At 62.3% G+C, this 19,653-nt stretch carries 11 protein-coding genes; 4 read left to right on the plus strand and 7 right to left on the minus strand.

Annotation, left to right across the window (positions count from 1 at the left end):
- Positions 1-47: 47 nt before the first annotated feature.
- From OXI69_01620 to OXI69_01645, 6 genes are all read right to left on the minus strand, one after another.
- Complete coding sequence (locus OXI69_01620; GenBank protein ID MDE2664831.1) at positions 48-3,806, minus strand: S8 family serine peptidase; 3,759 nt, start codon at positions 3,804-3,806, stop codon at positions 48-50.
- A gap of 173 nt (positions 3,807-3,979) precedes the next feature.
- Positions 3,980-7,318 (minus strand): leucine-rich repeat protein, encoded by a 3,339-nt coding sequence (locus OXI69_01625; GenBank protein MDE2664832.1) that lies wholly within the window; start codon positions 7,316-7,318, stop codon positions 3,980-3,982.
- A gap of 826 nt (positions 7,319-8,144) precedes the next feature.
- Positions 8,145-9,575 (minus strand): amidase, encoded by a 1,431-nt coding sequence (locus OXI69_01630; GenBank protein MDE2664833.1) that lies wholly within the window; start codon positions 9,573-9,575, stop codon positions 8,145-8,147.
- Positions 9,576-9,650: 75 nt separating this feature from the next.
- Positions 9,651-10,313, minus strand: coding sequence for a hypothetical protein (locus tag OXI69_01635; protein MDE2664834.1), 663 nt, complete (start codon positions 10,311-10,313; stop codon positions 9,651-9,653).
- Positions 10,314-10,377: 64 nt separating this feature from the next.
- Entirely contained in the window at positions 10,378-11,397 is a 1,020-nt protein-coding gene (locus OXI69_01640) for a dihydrodipicolinate synthase family protein (GenBank protein MDE2664835.1), read from the minus strand.
- A complete protein-coding gene (locus OXI69_01645) occupies positions 11,394-12,401 on the minus strand; it encodes a dihydrodipicolinate synthase family protein (GenBank protein MDE2664836.1) in 1,008 nt (335 codons plus the stop codon). The genes OXI69_01640 and OXI69_01645 overlap by 4 nt, the downstream gene beginning before the upstream one ends.
- Before the next feature lie 412 nt (positions 12,402-12,813).
- Here OXI69_01645 and OXI69_01650 point away from each other — a divergent pair, with 412 nt between their 5' ends.
- The 4 genes from OXI69_01650 to OXI69_01665 all read left to right on the plus strand — a co-directional run bounded on the left by OXI69_01650 (position 12,814) and on the right by OXI69_01665 (position 18,718).
- Positions 12,814-14,286, plus strand: a complete 1,473-nt coding sequence (locus OXI69_01650; protein ID MDE2664837.1) for a sulfatase-like hydrolase/transferase — start codon at positions 12,814-12,816, stop codon at positions 14,284-14,286.
- 24 nt (positions 14,287-14,310) lie between these two features.
- On the plus strand, positions 14,311-15,342 hold the full coding sequence (locus OXI69_01655; protein MDE2664838.1) for a GNAT family N-acetyltransferase: 1,032 nt from the start codon (positions 14,311-14,313) through the stop codon (positions 15,340-15,342).
- A gap of 458 nt (positions 15,343-15,800) precedes the next feature.
- Positions 15,801-17,552: a sialidase family protein gene (locus OXI69_01660; protein ID MDE2664839.1), complete on the plus strand. Its 1,752-nt coding sequence runs from the start codon at positions 15,801-15,803 to the stop codon at positions 17,550-17,552.
- 26 nt (positions 17,553-17,578) lie between these two features.
- Entirely contained in the window at positions 17,579-18,718 is a 1,140-nt protein-coding gene (locus OXI69_01665; protein MDE2664840.1) for a sialidase family protein, read from the plus strand.
- A 10-nt stretch (positions 18,719-18,728) separates the two neighbouring features.
- Here OXI69_01665 and OXI69_01670 read toward each other — a convergent pair whose 3' ends face one another.
- A complete protein-coding gene (locus tag OXI69_01670) occupies positions 18,729-19,643 on the minus strand; it encodes an endonuclease/exonuclease/phosphatase family protein (protein MDE2664841.1) in 915 nt (304 codons plus the stop codon).
- Positions 19,644-19,653 lie beyond the last annotated feature (10 nt).

Genomic DNA, 19,653 nt, shown 5'->3' on the forward strand with positions numbered 1-19,653 from the left:
CCGATCAGTCGTTTCCGGGCAGGTCCCTGAACCGTGCAGCAGAACTCCTACTCCCGCGCCGGCACATAGGCCCCGTCGCCGCTACGGTGGCCCGGAGCGCCTCCGTCGTTGACGACCCCGTAGGCCAGGAAGGGGTTGTTTCCGGAGGTCTTCCGGATGCGGACGTAGCCCTGGGTGGTTGCCGGGGCGTGGTTGGCCAGGATGGAGTTGAACTGGCGCCAGTACCGCGAGCGGAGCGGTCGCGTTGTGATCGTCCTGACCAGCCTGCCGGTGTCTCCGTCATAGATGTCGAGATCGAAGACGCTGGCGCTGTCATCGACTTCTCCGGTATTGACCAGGGCCAGGTTGCTCCGGTTCTCCGTGTCCTGCTGAAGCCCGTCAACCCAGGCGTGGCCGGTTAATGCCGCACCGTCGGGCACTGCATGGTAGAAAAGTCCGTATTGGCCGCCGCGACCATCGGGCGTACCGGTGCGGGCCCCGATCACGATCCCGTTCATGTCGCCACCGTCAAGCGTGGCGAACAGAGCTCCGGCCAGTCCGCCCTTCGACGGCCTCAGGCCTTCGATGCCCTTCCGGCGCATTTCGGTGTCGATGACGTCGGGGATGATACGTTGCTGGCCGGGTTCCAGCGTCAGGCTGAAGCGGGCCGTGCGGTCGGGAGTGGTGAGCCCCTCCGCCACAAAGCTGAAGTGGAGAGTTCTGGTCTGTCCGGAGATGTTGGTCACCGTTAATTCGCTGGTAAAATTGTTTGTCTCTACGATAACCGGAAGGGTCTGACGCAGGCTGCCTTCAAGCGAGCCGACCGTGACCGGAAAGACGAACGAGCCGTCCGAGTTGGCTTGGTCGTTGATGACGCCGTATGCATAGAAGGGGGCGGTTCCGTCGACCCGCTCCACCTTGACGTAACCGTTGGTGGTGGTCCCCAAAACTCCCGAATACTGATGGAAGCCTCCCGGCGCCAGGGTCACATCCTCCAGGACGTGGACAGTTACATCGCTTGCGTCAGCTGAAAAAACCGTGGTCCTCAATGTAACCGGGCCATCTTCTGTGGAACCCATATTCTGGAAGGCCACATTGGAGCGGTCGAGAGAATTCTGGCGCAAGCCGCACAAGTAGACCGGCGCGTGGAATCCTGACTGCGCCGCAATGCCCGGATAGGCCAGACCTGCGCGACCGTCTGGAACGATCGTAGTAGTCCGGACCAGGACGCGCACTCGGGAAGAGCCCGTAACCGTAATCCCCAAGGTTCCAAGCCAGTCACCGACCTCGGGGATAGGGACACCCAGACTCCGTAGATAGCCGATGGCATCGGGCTCGATCTTCTGCTGTCCAGGTGCAAGAACGTCGGAGGCTGTGCCGCTTCCGCTTCCAATAGCGGCGCTGTAGGTGTAGTCGAGCCGAGCCTCAACGGAACCCCGGTTGGTCAGGGTTAGCTCCGAAGTGAAAAAAGAGTCGTTAAGACCCGGGGCCGTCAGGACTACCGGAATGAAGGACCGCGAACTCAGGTGGGGAATCAGGACTTCAATCGGTCCCGAATCGGCCACGCGTTCATTGTTGGTCTCACTGCTCTCGACGACCCGATCCAGATCGTCCACGATGGCGCCCAAGTAGTAGCGGCCGGGACGGACCCGGGGAGGGATGGGAAACGAACGACTGCAGGTTTCAGATTTGCCGGCCGGTAGGCCCGACTCGTATGAGCAGTCGGCAAACCAGGTGTCTTCAGTGGTAATGGTTGGATCGGCAGAAAGATAGAACCCCAATCGGAAAGGACCGGCATCGGTTTTTCCTTGATTGCGTATCCCTGAGGAAATTGAGACTTCACCACCGATCGTTGCCGTCGGGGGAGCCACGAGTGAATTTGTAATCAGATCGGGGTTGTCGTCGACCAGCGGTTCGAAGACGGCCGTGACGTTTGCGTTCGCGTTGATCTCGACCAGACACCGATTTTCAGAGGGCGCATCGCATCCCCGCCAACGGGCAAAGCGGAAGCCGGGATTGGATTGGGCCGTCAGAGTCAATTGGGTGCCGGCGGCATAGGCCATCGGCGGGATCACCGCGTCAAGGGCAGCGTCCACCTGGATACGGGGCTTGACCAGGTCGTTTCTGGAGTCGGCGACAGGGGTGCCGGTCATTTTCAACGCTCCCAGCAACTGTTCTACCAAGGCATCAGGAGCCTTGGACTTGAGCAGCGCCCAAGCACCGGTGACGTGAGGGACCGAAAGAGAGGTGCCACTGTATCGGTTATAGCCTCCCCCCGGGATGGATGTGGTGATCCGCCGCCCCGGCGCCAAAAGATCCAACCAGCGGTAACTGTTGGAACTTCTCGAAACAGAATCGGGGCTTGTGGCAGTGCCGATTCCGTTGACCGATCCGACACTGATGGCGCTGGAGATGCAGGCAGGATAGTTTATGCTCACGTCGGAACCGTCGTTCCCGGAGGCCGCAACGGGTGCAATGTTTACCCCTCGAAGGTTGTCCAACGCCGCTTTTGTGGCCGGGAATTCGTCGTCGCATTCTTCGGAGAAGATCTCGCCGCCAAAACTCATGTTGACGGCCGCGATGTCGAAATCGTCGCTCAGTTCCAGGACCCGTTCCAGTCCGGCAATAATGTCGCTCGAAGAGGCCTCGACGCAATCATCGCCGCATTTCGAAAATACTTGGACCGCAATGATCCCGGCGTCGGGAGCCATTCCCGCGAAATCAATGCCGCTACCGGCAGCTACCCCGGCCATTGCCGTTCCGTGAAAGCAATCGCTGAGGGTACAAGGTCTCGCCGACCCGGGCTCGGTCGACTCCTTGGCGCCACCGGGACAAAACGATTCCTGCTGTTCGCCGGAACCCGAAAAGCAAGCCTCGGACACCACCCTGCCCTGGAGGAAGGGGTGACTCTTGTCCACTCCTGTGTCCAGGATGACGACGGTTTGACCCGCACCAGTGTATCCTTGACTCCAGGCATGGGGGGCACCCACCAGCGCCGTGCTTTCATCCACCATAACCTGGACGACGATGTCTTCTTCGATGCTGACGACTTCCGGGTCTAAAGCAAGGGTCTGCAGAGTCGGTCCGTCCACCTCCATTGCTATATAGGGAATGAATTTGAACCGCCGGACCGAGGAGAGGTCGTGGCTACCAAGTCGAACCAGAAGAGAGTGTTGGACCCGGGCTACCCCGGCTGTGCGAGCCTCTGCCTGTTTCAAGCTGATGGTCGCCGAGGAAAAAGGGCGATCATCGTTCCTCAATCCCACAATAACTCTTGCCCTGCCTTCTGATCGTACTCTTTCCCTCAAAGAGACAAAGTTGCTGGTTCGTTGAGCTTCAACCAGGGGCTCTCCGGCGATGCCGAGTTCCGTGCTCAAGTCCTCGCTGGCGGGTGAGAGAGTGCTGATGCTAACTGTGGCGCCGGCGCAATTGGGATCCTGACTCCGAATCAGAACACCGGAACCACGAGGCGTTACCCGCGTAACCAGCGATCCACAGGCACCGCCAACGAAAATCGTCTTGGTGTAATCGTTGTCGGATTCGTTGCTCTCAGCTACGGTATCACCGGCATCGGCAACGATTCGAACCGTGTGCGTGCCGATACCCAGGCGCCCGATTGGAAAGTCCTCCCGAAATCGATAAACCTTGGGTTCCAGCGGTGCCGGAACCTGAAAGCTCTCCCACAATTGACCGTTGACCAACAGGTTGATTTGGAAAGATTCGGTGACGGGAGAATCGCCGCTGTTGATCACGGCGAAGTCCACAAAAACATTGTCGGAAGCTGTCAGGGAGCTATCGACCCGCGTTCTTTGCCGCCTGGAAACCACGATGCTGTCCGACCAACCCTTTGGTTGAGCGGGCGTGAGATTGGGCAGCGCGTTTTGGGAACGGTAGGAGTCTTGCGATACTACGAGAAACAGGATTGCTACGAAACCTAACCCTGTCCTTGAAATCGCTTTACCGCGCATCGGTCTTTCTATGTTTTGCTTGGATGGCATCCTCAAGGATCTGGACCGGTGTCTTCTGGTTCAGGTTCATGGCGGAAACTCTCAGTCGCATATTGAATATTGGCGGCCCCGGACTTGGATCCAATTGGCGCTATTGCCAGCTTGAATTGGCTGTCGCTGGGGGCATCCAGGCACATCTGAATGATTGTGGGTCGGTCGAATTCCCAGGACGTCTTTATTTGGGGGTTCCATTCGATGTCGAGGCTTGTCTGACGACCGACAAACTTGCCCTTTAGATCGAAGGCGTGGAAACGAAGTGCAGTTCCGGGCGGAGCCACGTGTTCCGGTTGGGAGTTCGCCGAGGCGAGCAGGACATTACGTCCATTTCCGAAAATACCAGTCAATCTGCGGCACTCACCAGGCCTCAACCAATCTTTAGCGGACTGGCCGGGCATCGAAAACAACTCCTCGAATCCTTCTTCAATCCCATCATCGATCAAATAACGCGCCTGAACCTGCAACGAGTCGGCGCCGCAAGGGGACCGGGCGAACACATACAGGGCGCCGACTGCCAACTCCTCAGCATCGGGAGCCCCAAGGGTCAGGATCTCGGCTCCTCCCTTGGGCACTGTGACTTGAATGAGGTTTTTTTCATGGAATCGGCCGTTGAAGGTGACCGCAGGAGCAGAAGGGATTCCTGCGTGAAACAGCAACCCTATCTCGCAGTCGACGGGCTGCGGATCCATATTGGTGATGACGACTTCGGTTTCGGCCGGATTCTCACCCATAGGACCGGCGAAAACACCGGGCAGGATGGATACGGTGGAGCAGGGTGCTCCGCCCCATAGAGAAAGACAGTAGGGCGTTTGCTGCTGCGAATCGGAGCCTGGGACGGTAACGGTGTGGTTGACACCGTCAGGCGGACGCAATACCAGTGTGTCGGTTTCCAGGTAAGGAGCGTCCTCACCTTTGCCGTCGGACCGGCGCAGTCCGATCTTGGAGAGCGCATCCAGGGACAGCGTCACGTTACTCTCGGATCGGGAATCGGCATCGTTGATCAGGCGGAACGAGATTTCCTGGTGGGTTTCTCCAGCCCGGAACATCACCCCGCTTTCCGGTGCAGGAGAGAGTCCTCTCAAGCTGGCCGACGGCGCATTTACTCCCACCGAGTAGGGAACCCGCACCGCAACCGGCAGGGTCCGACTCAAGACCAGGGGCACTTTGACGTCGGAACCTGGGGAAACTGTCTGCGCCGTCGAAGCGAATCCAAGAGAGGCTGTGAAACCGCGATCAATCAACAAACTGCTGAGAGTAGCGAGTGAGTCGTCGAAGACACCGGCGGGTAAAACAGTTAAACGGTTGCCAACTAACCACAGCGTGCCCAGGGATCTGAGCCCGCTAAAGATCCCACCGGGCAGTGAGGTTAGTGAGTTTTCGTGAAGAAGCAGTGATTCCAGCTTATTGACATCCTGGAAGATTCCCTCGGGCAAGGTTCTTAGTAGGTTGTGGTCCAGCCATAGATCCTGCACGTTGCTTAGTCCGTCGAAAATCCCTTCGGGAATTGAGATCAGGGAGTTCTCGGAAATAATAAGACTCCGCAGATTTGTCAGGCCCGAAAAGATCCCGGCCGGCAATTCTCTCAAGAAGTTTCCGCCCATCCAGAGGCTGTCGATCTTGGTCAGGCCACGAAAGACACCTTCAGGCAGTTCCCTGAGTAAGTTGCCGGAGATAAAGAGGTCGTCCAAGCTTGTCAGTCCCTGGAAAATTCCCTCCGGCAAAGTAGTCAGTGTGTTGTCGGTCAACCCCAACGTTTCCAGGTTGGTCAGCCCTTGGAAAACGTCCACCGGCAAGGTGGGAAGGAAGGTGAAGTTGAGAGAAATTTCCTTGAGATTGGTGAGGCCCTGAAATACCCGATCAGGCAGTGTTTCGAAGGAGTTCGTGTTAATCCACAGCGTTTCCAGGTTGGTGAGGCCGTCAAATGCGTCCTCGCGCAGGGTGGTCAGATAGTTGCCGCGCAAGTCCAACCACTTGAGGTTTTTCAGTCCAGCAAATATTCCCTCGGGTAGAGTGTGCAACGCGTTTCCCGGAATCTCCAGGCGTTCCAGCTTCCCTAAGCCCGCAAATATTTCCGCGGGAAGGATAGTCAGGTGGTTCTCCCACAAACTCAAGTCGGTCAGGGAATTCAGTCCGCTGAAGTCATCGGGCTGAAGGGTACTGATGCCGGCCTCGCGAAGATTCAGCGTCGTCACTCTGGACAGTTGTTCCCGCGTAACGTTAGAACATGCCGTTTCCCCACTGAGTGTTACCAATGTATCCCTGACTTGGGGAGTGCGATCACAGATTCCGCCCAGGTCGGAGTCTGGAAAACCATTGAATATCGAGACAACCTGAGTGGCAGCCTCCGGAATAGGCGTCACCAAAGACTCACTCTTCAAGAATGGAGCGTCCGGTCCAGTTCCATCCGCCCGACGCAGGCCAATTTCGGAGGCTTGGCCCAAGGTCAACACAACAGTCTTGCCCAGCAGGTCTGCGGCTTCGGGAAGCGTGAAGGTAATGTCCTTGCGGGTTTCCCCCGCAAGAAACAGCACTCCTTCCTCAGGAGTTGGCGACAATCCAATTGGGTTATCAGCAGTAGCGCTACCGCCAACCGTGTAAGGCACGCGCACGGCTACAGGCAGGACGCGGTGCAGCGTCACCGTAGCTTTAACGGTTTGCCCCGGGGCTGCCCTTTGCGTATCCGGGGCGAAGGTCAACCTGGCCTTCAAGTAGGAACGCACTTCGAGTCCTTCGTTGTCGGGATTGCTTCCCAAGGTAGCGAGTGCATCGTCGAAGATACCTGGGGGGAAGACGGTGAGATTGCCGTTGCGGTCAAGATTCAGCTCTTGCAAGTTGTTCAGTCCGTCGAAGATCCCTTCGGGAAGTTGCCTGAGCAGGGTTGTATCCAACATAAGCCGTTGCAGGTTACCGGTCTCCTCGAAGACTGATTGCGGTAGAGCCTTCAGGGGATTCCAATTGAGTTGCAAGTCGATCAGGCTGTTTAATCCCTTAAGTATTTCCTCCGGCAGTTCTCGCAATCGATTTACCCTAAGGTTCAACTGTTGCAAGTTTCGGAGGCCGCTGAAGACCCCTTCCGGCAAGCTTCTGAGCTCGTTCCAATCGAGTTGCAGATCAACCAGGCTGTCCAATCCAGCAAAAGCATCTTCGGGTAGTTCTCTCAGGGAGTTTGAAGTTAAGACGAGCTGTTCGAGGTTGACCAGACCACGGAAGTCATGGCTTTGAATGGATTCAATCCTGCTTTCTCTCACGTTCAAAGTCGTCACACCAGCCAGATGTGCCACTGCAACCTCGGAACAGTCCGATACCCCGGTGACCTCCACGAGCTTGTCCCGCACCTGGGGCGTCCGGTCGCAGACGCCTTGGGCAGACAGGTCGCCAGGTGAAGTTGCCAGAAGACAGGCGATCCAGCAAAGGACGAGACAACCGTTATCGGATCGGGTTGTCCCTTTGGGACGGAAAATCGTCCGATTCCATTCCGTCATCGTGCTGGTCATGTGCGAGAGGATGGTTCTGGATGATTCGCTGTTGACGCGGGAAGAAAGGCGAGACCACTGTTAGCGGTAAGCATACCCTAGATTCAGCTTCGTTCCACGGCGCAAACGGTGCATTTCTGTTCACTTCGGTTTGAATGGACAGGAGGCCGGCCATCCGCCTCGAAGCACTTGGCCACTGCCATTGGCCGCCCCAACATTCGCGGATATCCCGAGCCGGTACCCTCAGGTGAGGCGCCCGGGCTGATTGTCCCACCCAACCCTGAGACAACTCTTTGACGTGTTCTATGGATAATTACGTCTTTATATCTAAATATATAGTTTTTAACATGTTGGTCGAGGGTTCCTTCACGGTGGTTCGAGCAGTGCCGCGGCAGCCCTGCAGCACCGGTGCCGTACCTTGCGAAAAGCGAGGCAACTTATGGGGAACGCGTCACCAATGACGCAAGCTGCCTACGAATCCGCTTGGCGCGGGATTGCGCCGGGGGCTGTGGTTTCCAATCAGCAAGTACCGATCCCAAGGCTTCGAGTTCAACGTGGCCAAGACGCCTGCGCGGGATTGAGGCAGGATGAGTCCAGTTGCGGTTGCGGCGGGGGAACTGGCCTTGGGTTCGACAAGCTCCAACTTTGAGAAAATGACTTTTTGAGATAGCCGCTACAGTCGGATGGTTCAACCGGCGCCGGTTGAACAGATCGGCGGCCGGCGCTTCCAGAAGCCGGTGGCCTGCTCGTAGGCGTGAGCCAGTTGCAGCACCCCCAGATCGTCCTGGTGGCGGCCCACGATCTGGATACCCACCGGGAGCCCCTCCGGGGTGAAGCCGGCCGGCACCGAGATGGCCGGCAGGCCCAGCACCGAGATGGTCCAGCAGGACCGCATCCAGTCGATATAGGTCTTCATCCTGACGCCGTTGATCTCCTCCACGTAGGGCTGCCTGACGTCGAATGGGGGGACCTGGTTGACGGGACAGACCAGGAACTCACGGGTCTCCATGAATTCCCGGACCCGATGGTAGAGTTGGGTCCTCCGGAGCTCGGCCCTGGAGAGATCGATTCCGCTCAGCTTCCTGGCGGCCTCGATCTCCTCCTTCAGGGTGTCCTTGAGTTGAGATTGCTGCTCGAGGTTCAGGGCCGATAGCGTCAGCTCGAAGCGCCAGGCCCGCCAGGCCCGGAACACGGCCTCGGCCTCCTTGAGGTCGGGCGTGGCTTCCTCGACCCGGCATCCCAGGGATTCGAAGATCTGCCGCTGGCCTTCCAGGATCTGCGTGACCCTCGGATCGACCGGCAGCCCGCCCAGGGTGGGACTCCAGGCAATGCGGCACTCCCGGAAATCGCGCCCGAGGGGGGCGGCGAAGCGGCTGCCCGGTTCGGCGATGGAGATGGGCGAGCGCCGGTCGGGACCCGCGATGGCGCTGAGCATTAGGGCGGTGTCCCGGACGGTCCGGGCCATGGGGCCTTGAACGCCGATGGTGTACCAGCCCACCTGGCTGGGCCATATCGGAACCCGGCCCGGCGACGGACGCAGTCCCACCACGTTGCAGAAGTTGGCCGGGTTGCGGAGCGATCCGCCGGTGTCGCTCCCGTCGGCCAGGGGTTGCATGCCGCAGGCCAGGGCCACCGCGGCGCCGCCGCTGCTGCCGCCGCATGTTTTTGAGGTGTCGTAGGGGTTGCGGGTCTCCCCGAAGACCGGGTTGAAGGTCTGGGATCCGGCACCGAATTCGGGGGTATTGGTCTTGCCGATGGTGACGGCCCCGGCCTGTTTGAGGCGTTCCACGATGAGCGCGTCCCGGGTGGGTACGAAATCCCTGCAGGCCAGAGTGCCGAAGGTGGTGCGGATCCCCCGGGTCCACACCAGGTCCTTGTGGGCGATGGGAAGGCCGTGGAGGGGACCGACTTCATTCCCGGCCGCCAGAGTCCGGTCGGCGGCGCGTGCCTGTTCCCTGGCCCGGTCCGCCACCAGGGTCACGATGGCGTTGACCTTGGGATTGAGTCGGTCGATCTGGTCGAGATGGACCTCCAGCACCTCGCCGGAGGATACTTTCCGGGCCCGGATAAGGCGGCTCAGCTCGGTCGCGGTCAGGAAACAGATTTCTCTATCGGGCATCGAAACACTTCCTTGGAGCCATAGTGATGGTGAGAGCCGGGGATTGCCACGGAAACGTCCGGGCTTCAGGGCTTCTCAAGGCATCGGGCCTGCACGGCGAAGGACCTCCTGGTAGTCGGCCCCGTCGCTCGAGGCCTGGTGGGCTCGCTGCTCCCACTCCTTGATGGCTTCGGCCTTGGCGATCACCGCTTCCAGTTCGTCGGGCCGGATGACGATCACGCCGTCGTTGTCGGCGGCGATGATGTCCTCCTGGTGAATGGTGCGCCCTCCGACCTGAACCGGCCGGCCAGCAGCGGCCACCCTGGATTTGCCCACGATGTAGCCGGGTGCCACCGTCCGCGACCAGGCCGGGAACTCCATCCGGGCCAGATCGGGCGTGTCCCGAACCGCTCCCTCGATCAAGGCCCCGGCGAAGCCGTGTCTTCTCGCCAGGGTGGCGGCCCCTTCTCCGAAGATGCCGTGACCGTGCAGCTCCCGGGGGATCTGAATGACGATGATGGAGCCCGGACAGCTCTGGGCCTGGTAGGCATCCAGCAGCGGGGTCAGGTCGGCCGCGGCCTCGTCTTCGACCGTCTCCAGCTCCGCGGTGACGGCCGTCCCGAACATGGCGGTGAAGGGGACCACCGGACGGATGCCGGGGTCGAGGTGGCTCTCGGGAAGCTTCAGCCGGACTCGGGCGTCCGCCAGAAGGGCCGTAGAGAGGTTTGCCAGGCGCTGGCTCTGTTCCGGGCTGAGCATGGTGTCTCCTTGTGTGTCGGACCGCGGTGGGGTCCGGTTTGGAACGCTTCCCGCGGGGCGTTCCTCAGGTCTCCGCGTGGCGTCGGACGACGGCCTCGATCCGGGGGCGGTCCTCGGCCGCCACCTGGCCCATGGGCGGCCGGGTGGGACCCCCGGCTCTTCCCATGGTCTCCAGGGCCACCTTGATGCCGGCGGCGCTGTAGCCGGGCCGCAGGCTGCGCACGGCGGCCATGGGAGCGATCCGTTGCTCCAGGATCCGGTTCATCTCCGCCAGGTTGCCGGCCGTGCCGTTTTCCCAGAAGGCTCGGCAGGCCGCGGGGGCCAGGCAGGCCACCGCGGCCGTGTAGGCGCGGGCTCCGGAGGGAAGGGCCTTGACAGCGTGGCCTTCTCCGCGGGCGATCCACAGGAACCGGTCGGGGATCAGGCTTCCCAGCGAATGGCCCACCTCAACGCCGCCGCTGGAGTCCTGAAAGCCGATCACGTTGGGCAGCCTGGCAAGATCGCCGATGACCTGCGGCCAGTAGTCTTCAACCGGCACGGCGTAACCGTGCCACATGTTGACGAAGACTCCCATGCGGACGGTTGTGGCCACCCGGTGCATGTACTGGTAGACGCCCCTGGCGGTCGGACTGCCGTAAGGGGGGGCGAACAGCATGAGAGCGTCCACGCCCGCCCGCTCCGCATTGCGCGCCATCTCAAGGGTCAGTTGATAGCCACCCGCCACACCCTGGATGACCGGCATTTTCCCCCGGGCCCCCTCCACCGCCGCCCGCCCGGCGGCCTGGTGCTCCTCCAGGTCCAGCGAGAAGAGCTCCCCCAGGTTGCAGGTCACCACGATGGCCATGTCGCGGGCATGCCGCTCGGCGTGGTAGGCGACGTTGCTGCGGAGACCCTCGACGTCCAGCGCTCCGTCGGGCAGGAAGGGGGTAGTCAGAAAGTTGTGCACCCCCCGGCAGGCCCGGGTGAGCTCCTCCATGGAGCGTCCGGGTCCGGGGCTTAGGGAACACCCTGCCGACGTGGCCAGAGTACCCCCTGCCACCAAGCCCACCGTTTTCAGGAACCGGCGTCGCTTGTTTCCCGTCATGTTGAGGTCAACTCCGAGTACCGGCCCGCTATTTCGTAGATTGCCGCCGTTGGGCCGACCTGAAGCTTGGGCGGCCGCACGCTGCCTCCCGCCCGTCCCAGCGCCTCCAGGGCCGCCTTGATGGCGGCAACCCCGAAGCCCGGGGAGCGGTCGGGAAGCGGTAGCTGGCGGCGGATGGCGGCCAGGGGAGCGATGCGCTCCCTGTAGAGATTCTCCATGCCCTTGGCATCTCCCTTGGTGCCCAACCTCCAGAATTCATGGCAGGCCCCGGGCGCCAGGGAGGCGAAGGAAGTGGCGTAGGCGGTGGCCCCGGCCGGCAGGGCTTGAAGCGCATGCTCCTCTCCGCGGGCCGTCCAGACCAGGCGCTTGCGGGCCCGGGGTCCGAGGGATCGGCCCAGGTCGATGCCGCGGCTGCCGTCCTTGAACCCCATGACGTTGGGCAGGTCGGCCAGCTCCTCCAGCAAGCTGGACCAGTCATCCCTCTGTGTCCGCGGGTAGATCAGGACTCCGATGGCGACCGATTGGGCGATCTCGGTGAAGTACCGCCGCTGGCCCTCCAGGGTCTGGGGTCCTCCGGGAGGCGGAAAGATCAGAATGGCCTCAGCGCCGGCCTCCTCGGCGTTGCGGGCCATGCGCACGGCGAACCGGTAGCCGCCGCGCACTCCCGCCACCACCGGAAGCCTGCCCGCGGCGCCCGTCGCCGCCGCGCTCACCACCTCCCGGTGCTCCTCGAAGCCAAGCGAGAACAACTCGCCCAGTCCGGCCGCCACCACCAGGCTCAGCGGTTTGATTCCGGCCTCGGCGTAAAAGGCGGCGTTTTGGAGCATCCCCTCGGGGTTGATCTCGAGATTGGCCTGAAATGGCGTCGGCAGGTAGCTGTGAACGCCCCGCAGGGACTGCCGCAGGTCGTTCAGGGAACGCCTGGAGCCAGAGCCGGCTGTTGCCCCCTGGCTCAGTCCGGTCGCCAACTGAGACAGGATCCGCCTGCGGGAGGTCTGGGCCACGGGAGTGCTCGCGGTGTCGGGACTCCAAAAATCCGGAGAGATGCGGGCCGGTCAACGCCGGCTTCGATTCGGGAGGGAAGCTTAGCACAGGCGAACTTCGGGCGTCTCGGATCTTGGCGGACTTGCACCTCTTGTCGGCAGGGGCTTTGAACGAAGAAATCCACGAAGACCGCGGAGGAACAAAAAAAGAGATATCCACGAAGGGCCACCAAGGACGACGAAGGGCCACGAAGGGGCTGGAGAGTGCTCGAGAGGGATCGGTCAGAGGTCGGGAAGGACGAAAGGATTCTCAGGTGGACTGCGCTGCCTTGTGATCGCCTCGGCCGGCGACCTATAATGTCCCCTTTTCTTGCAGTTGCCGGTCCCGCGCGAGGTACGGAGCCGGGACCTCATTCGACGTCCAGTCGACGCCATGAACACGCCCTCCAAGCCCAATATCGTCCTCCTGATCAGCGACAATCAGCGGCTGGATACCCTCGGAATCCTTGGAAGGACCGCCTGTCGAACCCCCACCTGGGACCGCGTGGCCCGGGAAGGGGTCCTGATGGAGAACCTGCGGACAACCAGCCCCATCTGCTCTCCGGCCCGGGCTTCCTTCTTTACCGGTTTCCAGCCCCACCAGGCCGGCATGCCCCATCTGCCCTACCTGGGGGCGCTTCGGGTGGGCCAGGAGGACGAGTATCCCGACATGGAGATCACCCGGCCTCCGATCTCCCACTTTTTGCGGGAGCAGGGGTACCAGTGTCTCTACGCCGGCAAATGGCATCTGGGAACCCGCAACATTCAGCGCTGGTTCGATTGGGTCAGCGCCTGCGACAACGGAGAGCGTTCCTACTCCGAGTGGTGCCGCTGGCAGGGAGTCCCCGACGGCTTCATCTTTCACGACGACGAGCGCAGCGGACCCTATCGTTCCGCCCACTATCCGCGAATGACGGTGCCCCGGACCGGAATCCTGGACATTCCCGCCGACAAGGAGCACAACCGCTGGATCCTGGGACACGGCTTCGAGATGTTCGGCCTGCGCGACCCCGACAAGCCCTTTTTCCTGGTGATCAGCCTGGAGGGTCCCCATCCGCCCCTGGTGGTTCCCGAGCCTTGGTACCATCTCTACGATCCCGAGGACATCCCCGAACCGGAGAACTGGAATCCCGGTCCGGACGAGCCCGGATTCCTGGAGGGGAGCTACTACCGCCGCTTGAGAAACGAATGGGGCGAAGACTTTTCGGCCTGGCGCAAGTCCATCGCCGTCTACTGGGGCTATGCCACCTACATCGACTGGCTCTTCGGCCGGTTCGTGCAGCGCCTGGAAGAGTGCGATCTGCTGGACGAAACCCTGCTGGTGATGCTCTCCGACCACGCCGAGATGATGGGGCAGCACGGGCTGTGGCAGAAGTTCTGTCCTTACGAGGAGGCCATCCGGGTCCCCTGGGCCATGCGCTGGCCAGCGGCCTTCAAGCCTGGCACGCGCTGTCGGGTGGACGCCAGCCACGTGGACGTGGCCGCCACGCTGCTGGCCCTGGCCGGCGTGGAGGTCGAGTCCCTGGGCCTCGAAGGAGAGAGCCTGGTTCCCTACATGACGTGCGCCGAACCCGAGCCCCCGGCCCGCGACTGCTTCGTGCAATACAACGTGGCCCGCAACTTCGCCGGTTGGCACGGGGTGGAGAACTGGCGAGCCATGGTGCGCCGGCCCTGGAAGTACGTCCTGCACGAGAATGGGGAGACCGAGCTCTACCACCTGGGCGATGACCCCGGCGAGTTGACCAACCTGGCGGGCCGTCCTGAAAGCTCGGAGACGGCGGCCACGCTCAGGGAGGCCTTGCTGGCCTGGTCGCGGCGCACCCGGGACCCCTTTTTGAAACATTTGGAGGCGCGGGCCGGCGGTTGAACCGCCCCTCTTGCGAAGGTTCCAATGAAAGAATCCAATGGCATCCCCCTGAAAGACGGACGCACTCTCGATATCGAGGTCCTGACCTTCCCCGTCGACTCCGCCCGGCAAAACGCGCTCATCGGCTTGTGGCGGACCGAGTGGACCGGGGGGGACTACGACTGGCTGCGGTCCATGAACGGCGACTACAGCCGGCATCTCAAAATCCAGGCGGTCCTGGGAACCGTCGAGGGCCGTCCGGCGGGAACGGCCTCGGTCTGCTACTCCTGCCGGGAACCGGAAGTCTCGGTGGTCGGATCGGTCCTGACCCACCCGGACTGCCGCCGTCTGGGAGTGGCCGAAGCCCTGACTTCCGCCGTGGTGGACCTCTCCTTCCGAGCCGGCTGCCGGGTGTCCTACCTGGGAGCCACCCGGGATCCCAGGAACGTCTATCTGCGCTGCGGGTTCCGCTGGTGGAACGGAGGCGTCATGCGGCTGGAGCGGGAGGATTCGTCCGGGTGCGAGGAGGACTTTTACGCACCGGGCCAGGCCACCACCGTTCGCGAGGCCAATTGGGGGGACCTGGCCGCCTTCGCCTGCTTCGTGGTTCAGCCCTGGGATACGCTGGTGCTGGATTATCCGCGAGCCCTGCTATCGGGGAAATACGTCAAGTTGCAACGGTGTGTCTCCAACTTTCCGGCGGTCCACCAAGAGGCGGCGCCGCGAGGAGGGGTGGTGGGCGTCCTGGTGGGCGAGTCGCCCCACCGGGTGCTGGGCTTCGGCTCCATCACGCCCGAGCCTGGTGAGTACCGGCGCCACAAGGCGGTCATCGACGTCTGCAGCCACGACAACTATGCCGAAGGGGCGGACTCCCTGACTCAATGGCTGATGTCGGAGGCCACCAGGCGGGGGGTCGAGCGCCTCCAGGCCTACGTGGCGGACTCGGACGCGGGCAAGCAGGAACGCTTGCGGCGATTCGGCCTGAAGCCGCTGGCCCGGCTGCCGGGGCAGATCAGGCTGGAGGGCAGGGCGGTGGATGTTTTGGTGTTGGAAGGAACGGTGGGTAGGGGGGCGTAGGCAGGTGACGGCGGGTGATCGTGGCGTTGGGCGGAGTTTCATTGGGGAAGCAATGCGTTCCTGAGCGGGTGCTTCCTATTCGCCGCATTCGCGGCTGGGTTGGCGCGGGACCCATTCGACCCCGGGTTGACACCTCCGTTGCCCAGAGGACTCCGCCGTCGCTGCCAAGCTCGACGCCTCCCGGGCTCCTCCTGACTCACCCCGCAGGCGACCCTGAGCCGCAGCTACGCAGCTCTATAAGGATGGCCTGAAAGGGGCTCGTGGGGTTACCGACGCCAACCGCAGCTTCGCGGCTCTCCCCTAACCCACGACACTGCAAAGGGGAACGTGCTTTTTTATTGAAGTAGTACGCAGGGCGACAGCCCGGGGGGCGAGCCGAGCCGCGTAGGCGGCGACAGCAGGTGGTCATGAGTGGGAGACGGGAGCGCGAGGTTAGCGTGCTCCAGAGGAGAATTTCGATGTCGAGCGGTGAGTTATTGCCGAGAAGGGATTTCATCAAGGGCGCTGTCGCCCTGAGCGGCTTGGGCGGTTGCGTCGGGGTCTCGCCGGAGGTGGTTTCGCTGGAGCCGCGACTCGACCCGGACCGCAGTTTCTGGACCTTCGTCGGCAGTGAGGAGTGGTCTCAGGACGGCCAGGGGGTCCTCTATTCGCCGGTCTGGAACCAGAGGAAGGCTCGCTTCAGCGATCTGCTGAAACGGGAGGACTTTGCCTACCCCAGCCGGGAGGTTTTGGCCGATACCGACATCAGCCTGGAATTTCAGACCTTCTACTGGTCGGTGACCAACCTGTCGATTGTCTTGCGGGCGCAGGACGACCGCCGGTTCTATTGCGTCGGGTTCGACGACATGGGGCGAAAGGGCGCCAAGTACGCGGTGCGCCTCTTTGTCCAGGACGGTTCCGGTTACCGGCGCGACATTGCCAGTGGTTTCGCGCCTCATCCCGGATTGCCTGAGCGTTGGGTGCAGCGTGGACCCCGTCCCGAAGAGTGGGAAAAGGCGACGCCCGGCTGGATCAAGGCCCGGGTTCTGGCAGAGGGGGACCGGATTCAGGTCTTGGTGGACGGCCAACGGGTGCTGGAGACCCGGGACGGGACCTACCGGGCCGGTCGGGCGGGGCTGATGGTCCGGGGGCCGGTCAAGATGCGCCGGTTGTCCCTGCGGGGAAGGAGAGGCCGCCTGGACAGCCCCTGGAGTAGGTCCGGCGAGGAGCATCCCCGCTACTTTCATCCCTATCCGGACCCGGGCAAGGTCTATGGCGACAACCAGACCTATCCTGGAGTCTGCCGGACGGCCGAAGGCGACCTGCTGGTGTGGATGAGTGTCAACGGGGCCCCGCACGACTTTAACGACTTTCTGTTGGTCCGGTCTCGGGACGAGGGCAGGAACTGGGGGGAGCCGGTCCTGGTCAGCAAGTTGTCCGACGGAGGCAGGCCGGGCTTTTTCTTCGGACACAAGGACGGCCGCCTGTCCTGCCTCTACACCTACGAGTGGAACTCCGGGGTTGCCGGCCCCAAGGTGGCCTATTCGGAGGACGGTGGGCGAACCTGGACTCCGGCCCGGCCCTTGGAAGTGAGTGGGAAACCGTTGCAGGCCGCGGCCAGGGAAGGGAAGATCGGTCCCTACTCGCCTGTGACTCGATACTCGGACGGCACCCTGCTTCAGTTCTACTACCACGTGCAAACGGTGGTGGGTGGAAGCGTGGAGTCGAACGCCGAGCGGCGAGACCGCTCGCTGGCCATTCGCTCCACCGACGACGGCAGGACCTGGACGGGCCCCTACTACCTCGACCCCGAGAACTTCGACAGCAACGAGTGCATGGGAGTGGAATGCGGCGACGGCAGCATCGTGGCCTTCGCCCGCACCCTGCGGTCTCCCTTCATGTGGATGAGCCGCTCCAGGGACAAGGGCCTCACCTGGTCCAGGCAGGTGCCCTCCGACTGCACCGGCGAGTGCCCCCAATTGCTGCGTCACAGCTCGGGGGTGCTCATCATGGGCAGCCGGGGCTCCGGCATCTTCATGAAGACCAGTATCGACGAGGGCTTGAGCTGGTCTCGGGAAACTCGCATCTCCCTTTGTTCGGGGATGATGGGGATGACCGAGATGAAGGATGGGCGGGTGCTGGTGGTCTTCCATGAAGCCTACCGCACGCCGACCCGCATTCGCGGACACTACATGAGGGTGAGGCCCGACGGCAGCCTGACATCTGCCTGAAACACTGTGAACCGGAGGTTCCATCCATGAAGGTCAACATTCTTTCCGATCGGGCGGTTTCCGCAAACCTGGCCGCGGGCGACAGCGGCAGCGCCTGCGCCTATCCGCTCTCCATCCGCCTCAAGGACGGGTCCCTCTGCTGCGTTTACCGGCAGGGATCGAGCAAGCACAGCGTCGACAGCCTGCTGCTGATGCAGACCTCCGAGGATCGGGGCGAGACCTGGTCGGCTCCGCGGGTGGTGTTTGACGGTCTCAAGCGCACCCCTCCCACCACCTTGGTCTCCCCCGGCCTGTGTCAGACCGCCGATGGGCACTTGATGGTAATTTTCGGGTCCATCGAGGGATTGAAGCCGGGGGTCTACATGTTCAGCCGGGAGGGAAGAGCCCTGCCGCATCCGCTCCTGGTGACGCGCAGCGCCGACGGCGGGCAGAGCTGGTCGGAACCGCGGCCGGTTCCCCATCCGACCTTGCCCACGGCGGGAGTCACCTCCCGGCCCTTCCCGCTGGCCGATGGCACGATATGCATACCCCTGGAGTACAAGCTGGCTCCCACCGGGCCCAACGGGTCGGCCATGATTTTCTCGCGGGACAACGGTCAGACCTTTGATCCCTCCGTCGTGGTGGCGGCCGACCACTCGGGGGAGTTGAATCTCTGCGACGCCCGTTACGACCTCCTGCCTGACGGACGGATCCTGGCGCTGATCTGGACCTTTCGAGAGGACACCGAGGAGACCATCGAGGTCCGCCGCTCTTATTCCTCGGATGGAGGACAGACCTGGACGGTGCCCGAGAACATCGAATTCGTGGGGCAGGTGACGGCGCCGGTGGTGCTTCCCGACGGCTCGGTGGTGGCGGCCACCAACTATCGTCTGCCGCCGGAGGGGATTCGACTTTGGGGATCGCGGGACGGCGGGGAAAACTGGGCCGGATCGGGTCCCATTCAGATGTGGGATCCTGTCGCGAACCGCATGGTGGGGGAGTCGGTGGTCCCGCCGAAGGAGGCTGTTGCGGATGCAGGAGGGCTTTGGGAAGCCCTGGACCGCTTCACCTTCGGAACACCCGACCTGGTGCTGTTGAGCGACGGGAGCCTGCTGATGACCTATTACGCCACCCTGGACGGCATCACCCACGTCCGGGCTTGCCGCTTCCGGGTGGTGTGGGATTAACGGCGGCAGGTCAATCGACCTCCCATTCACTCAATTCCGGGACATTCTCGCGAAGGCTGAGCCTGGTCCACATGGCCGAGTGATCGCTCCACCTCTTTTTGCGCCATTCGTGGTAGTAACCGCAGTCCACGATCTCGAAGTGCCTTGAGACGAACGTGTGGTCGAAGCATCGTGGGTTCTTGAGCGTCCTATGGGTGACGGGCGTGGCTGTTTCGACGCCGTGACGGTCGCGATAGGCATCGCGCAGACCATGCTGGGATGCGCCCGCGAGGACTGAACGCACACCATTGACCCGCTCCATATTTGGGCGCCGGTCTTTGAACTTGGTGTGGTAGCCCCGGATGGACGTACCCTTGTCCTCGTGAATCTTCTCCCCAAAGGGAACGATCTGTCCGGACTGCCTGAATCGCTTGGGCTCATTGAAGTCGCCGGTCAGGATGCGGGGAGAGTCATTTCCCCGGCGGAGCGCCGCCGACAGCACGTTGAAAGTGTCGATCTTTCGCCAGCCGTTGCCGGAACCGTTGGGGATGTGGACGGTGAACAGGTCGATCTCCTGCCCGTCGGGCAAGAACACCTTGGCTCGCGCCAGTAGTTCCGGAAAGGGTGCACTACGGCGCCAGCGGCTGCCTGCGGCCGTTACCGGCCAGCGGCTTGCAATCAGGCACTGGTAGTCTTTCGGCTTCACCCTTTTCAACCTTCCGACCCGCGGCGGCTTGCGCATGGCCGTGGGCGGGACGTTCTTGCCGCTGCAGTGGGCGTGGACCAGACCAATGTCGGCGAGGCGGTGCGCTACATCGTCCGCGAGGCTCGTCTTTACCTCCTGCAAGGTCAGGATGTCCGGGCTTACGGACCGGATCGCCTCGATAACGTTTTGGAGTTGGCCGGGCAGCGATTGAAAGTGGATGTTCCAGGAGAGGAGCAGCATGGGGCGGTCT

This window comes from Acidobacteriota bacterium (assembly GCA_028875575.1).
GTDB lineage: Bacteria > Acidobacteriota > Terriglobia > Versatilivoradales > Versatilivoraceae > Versatilivorator.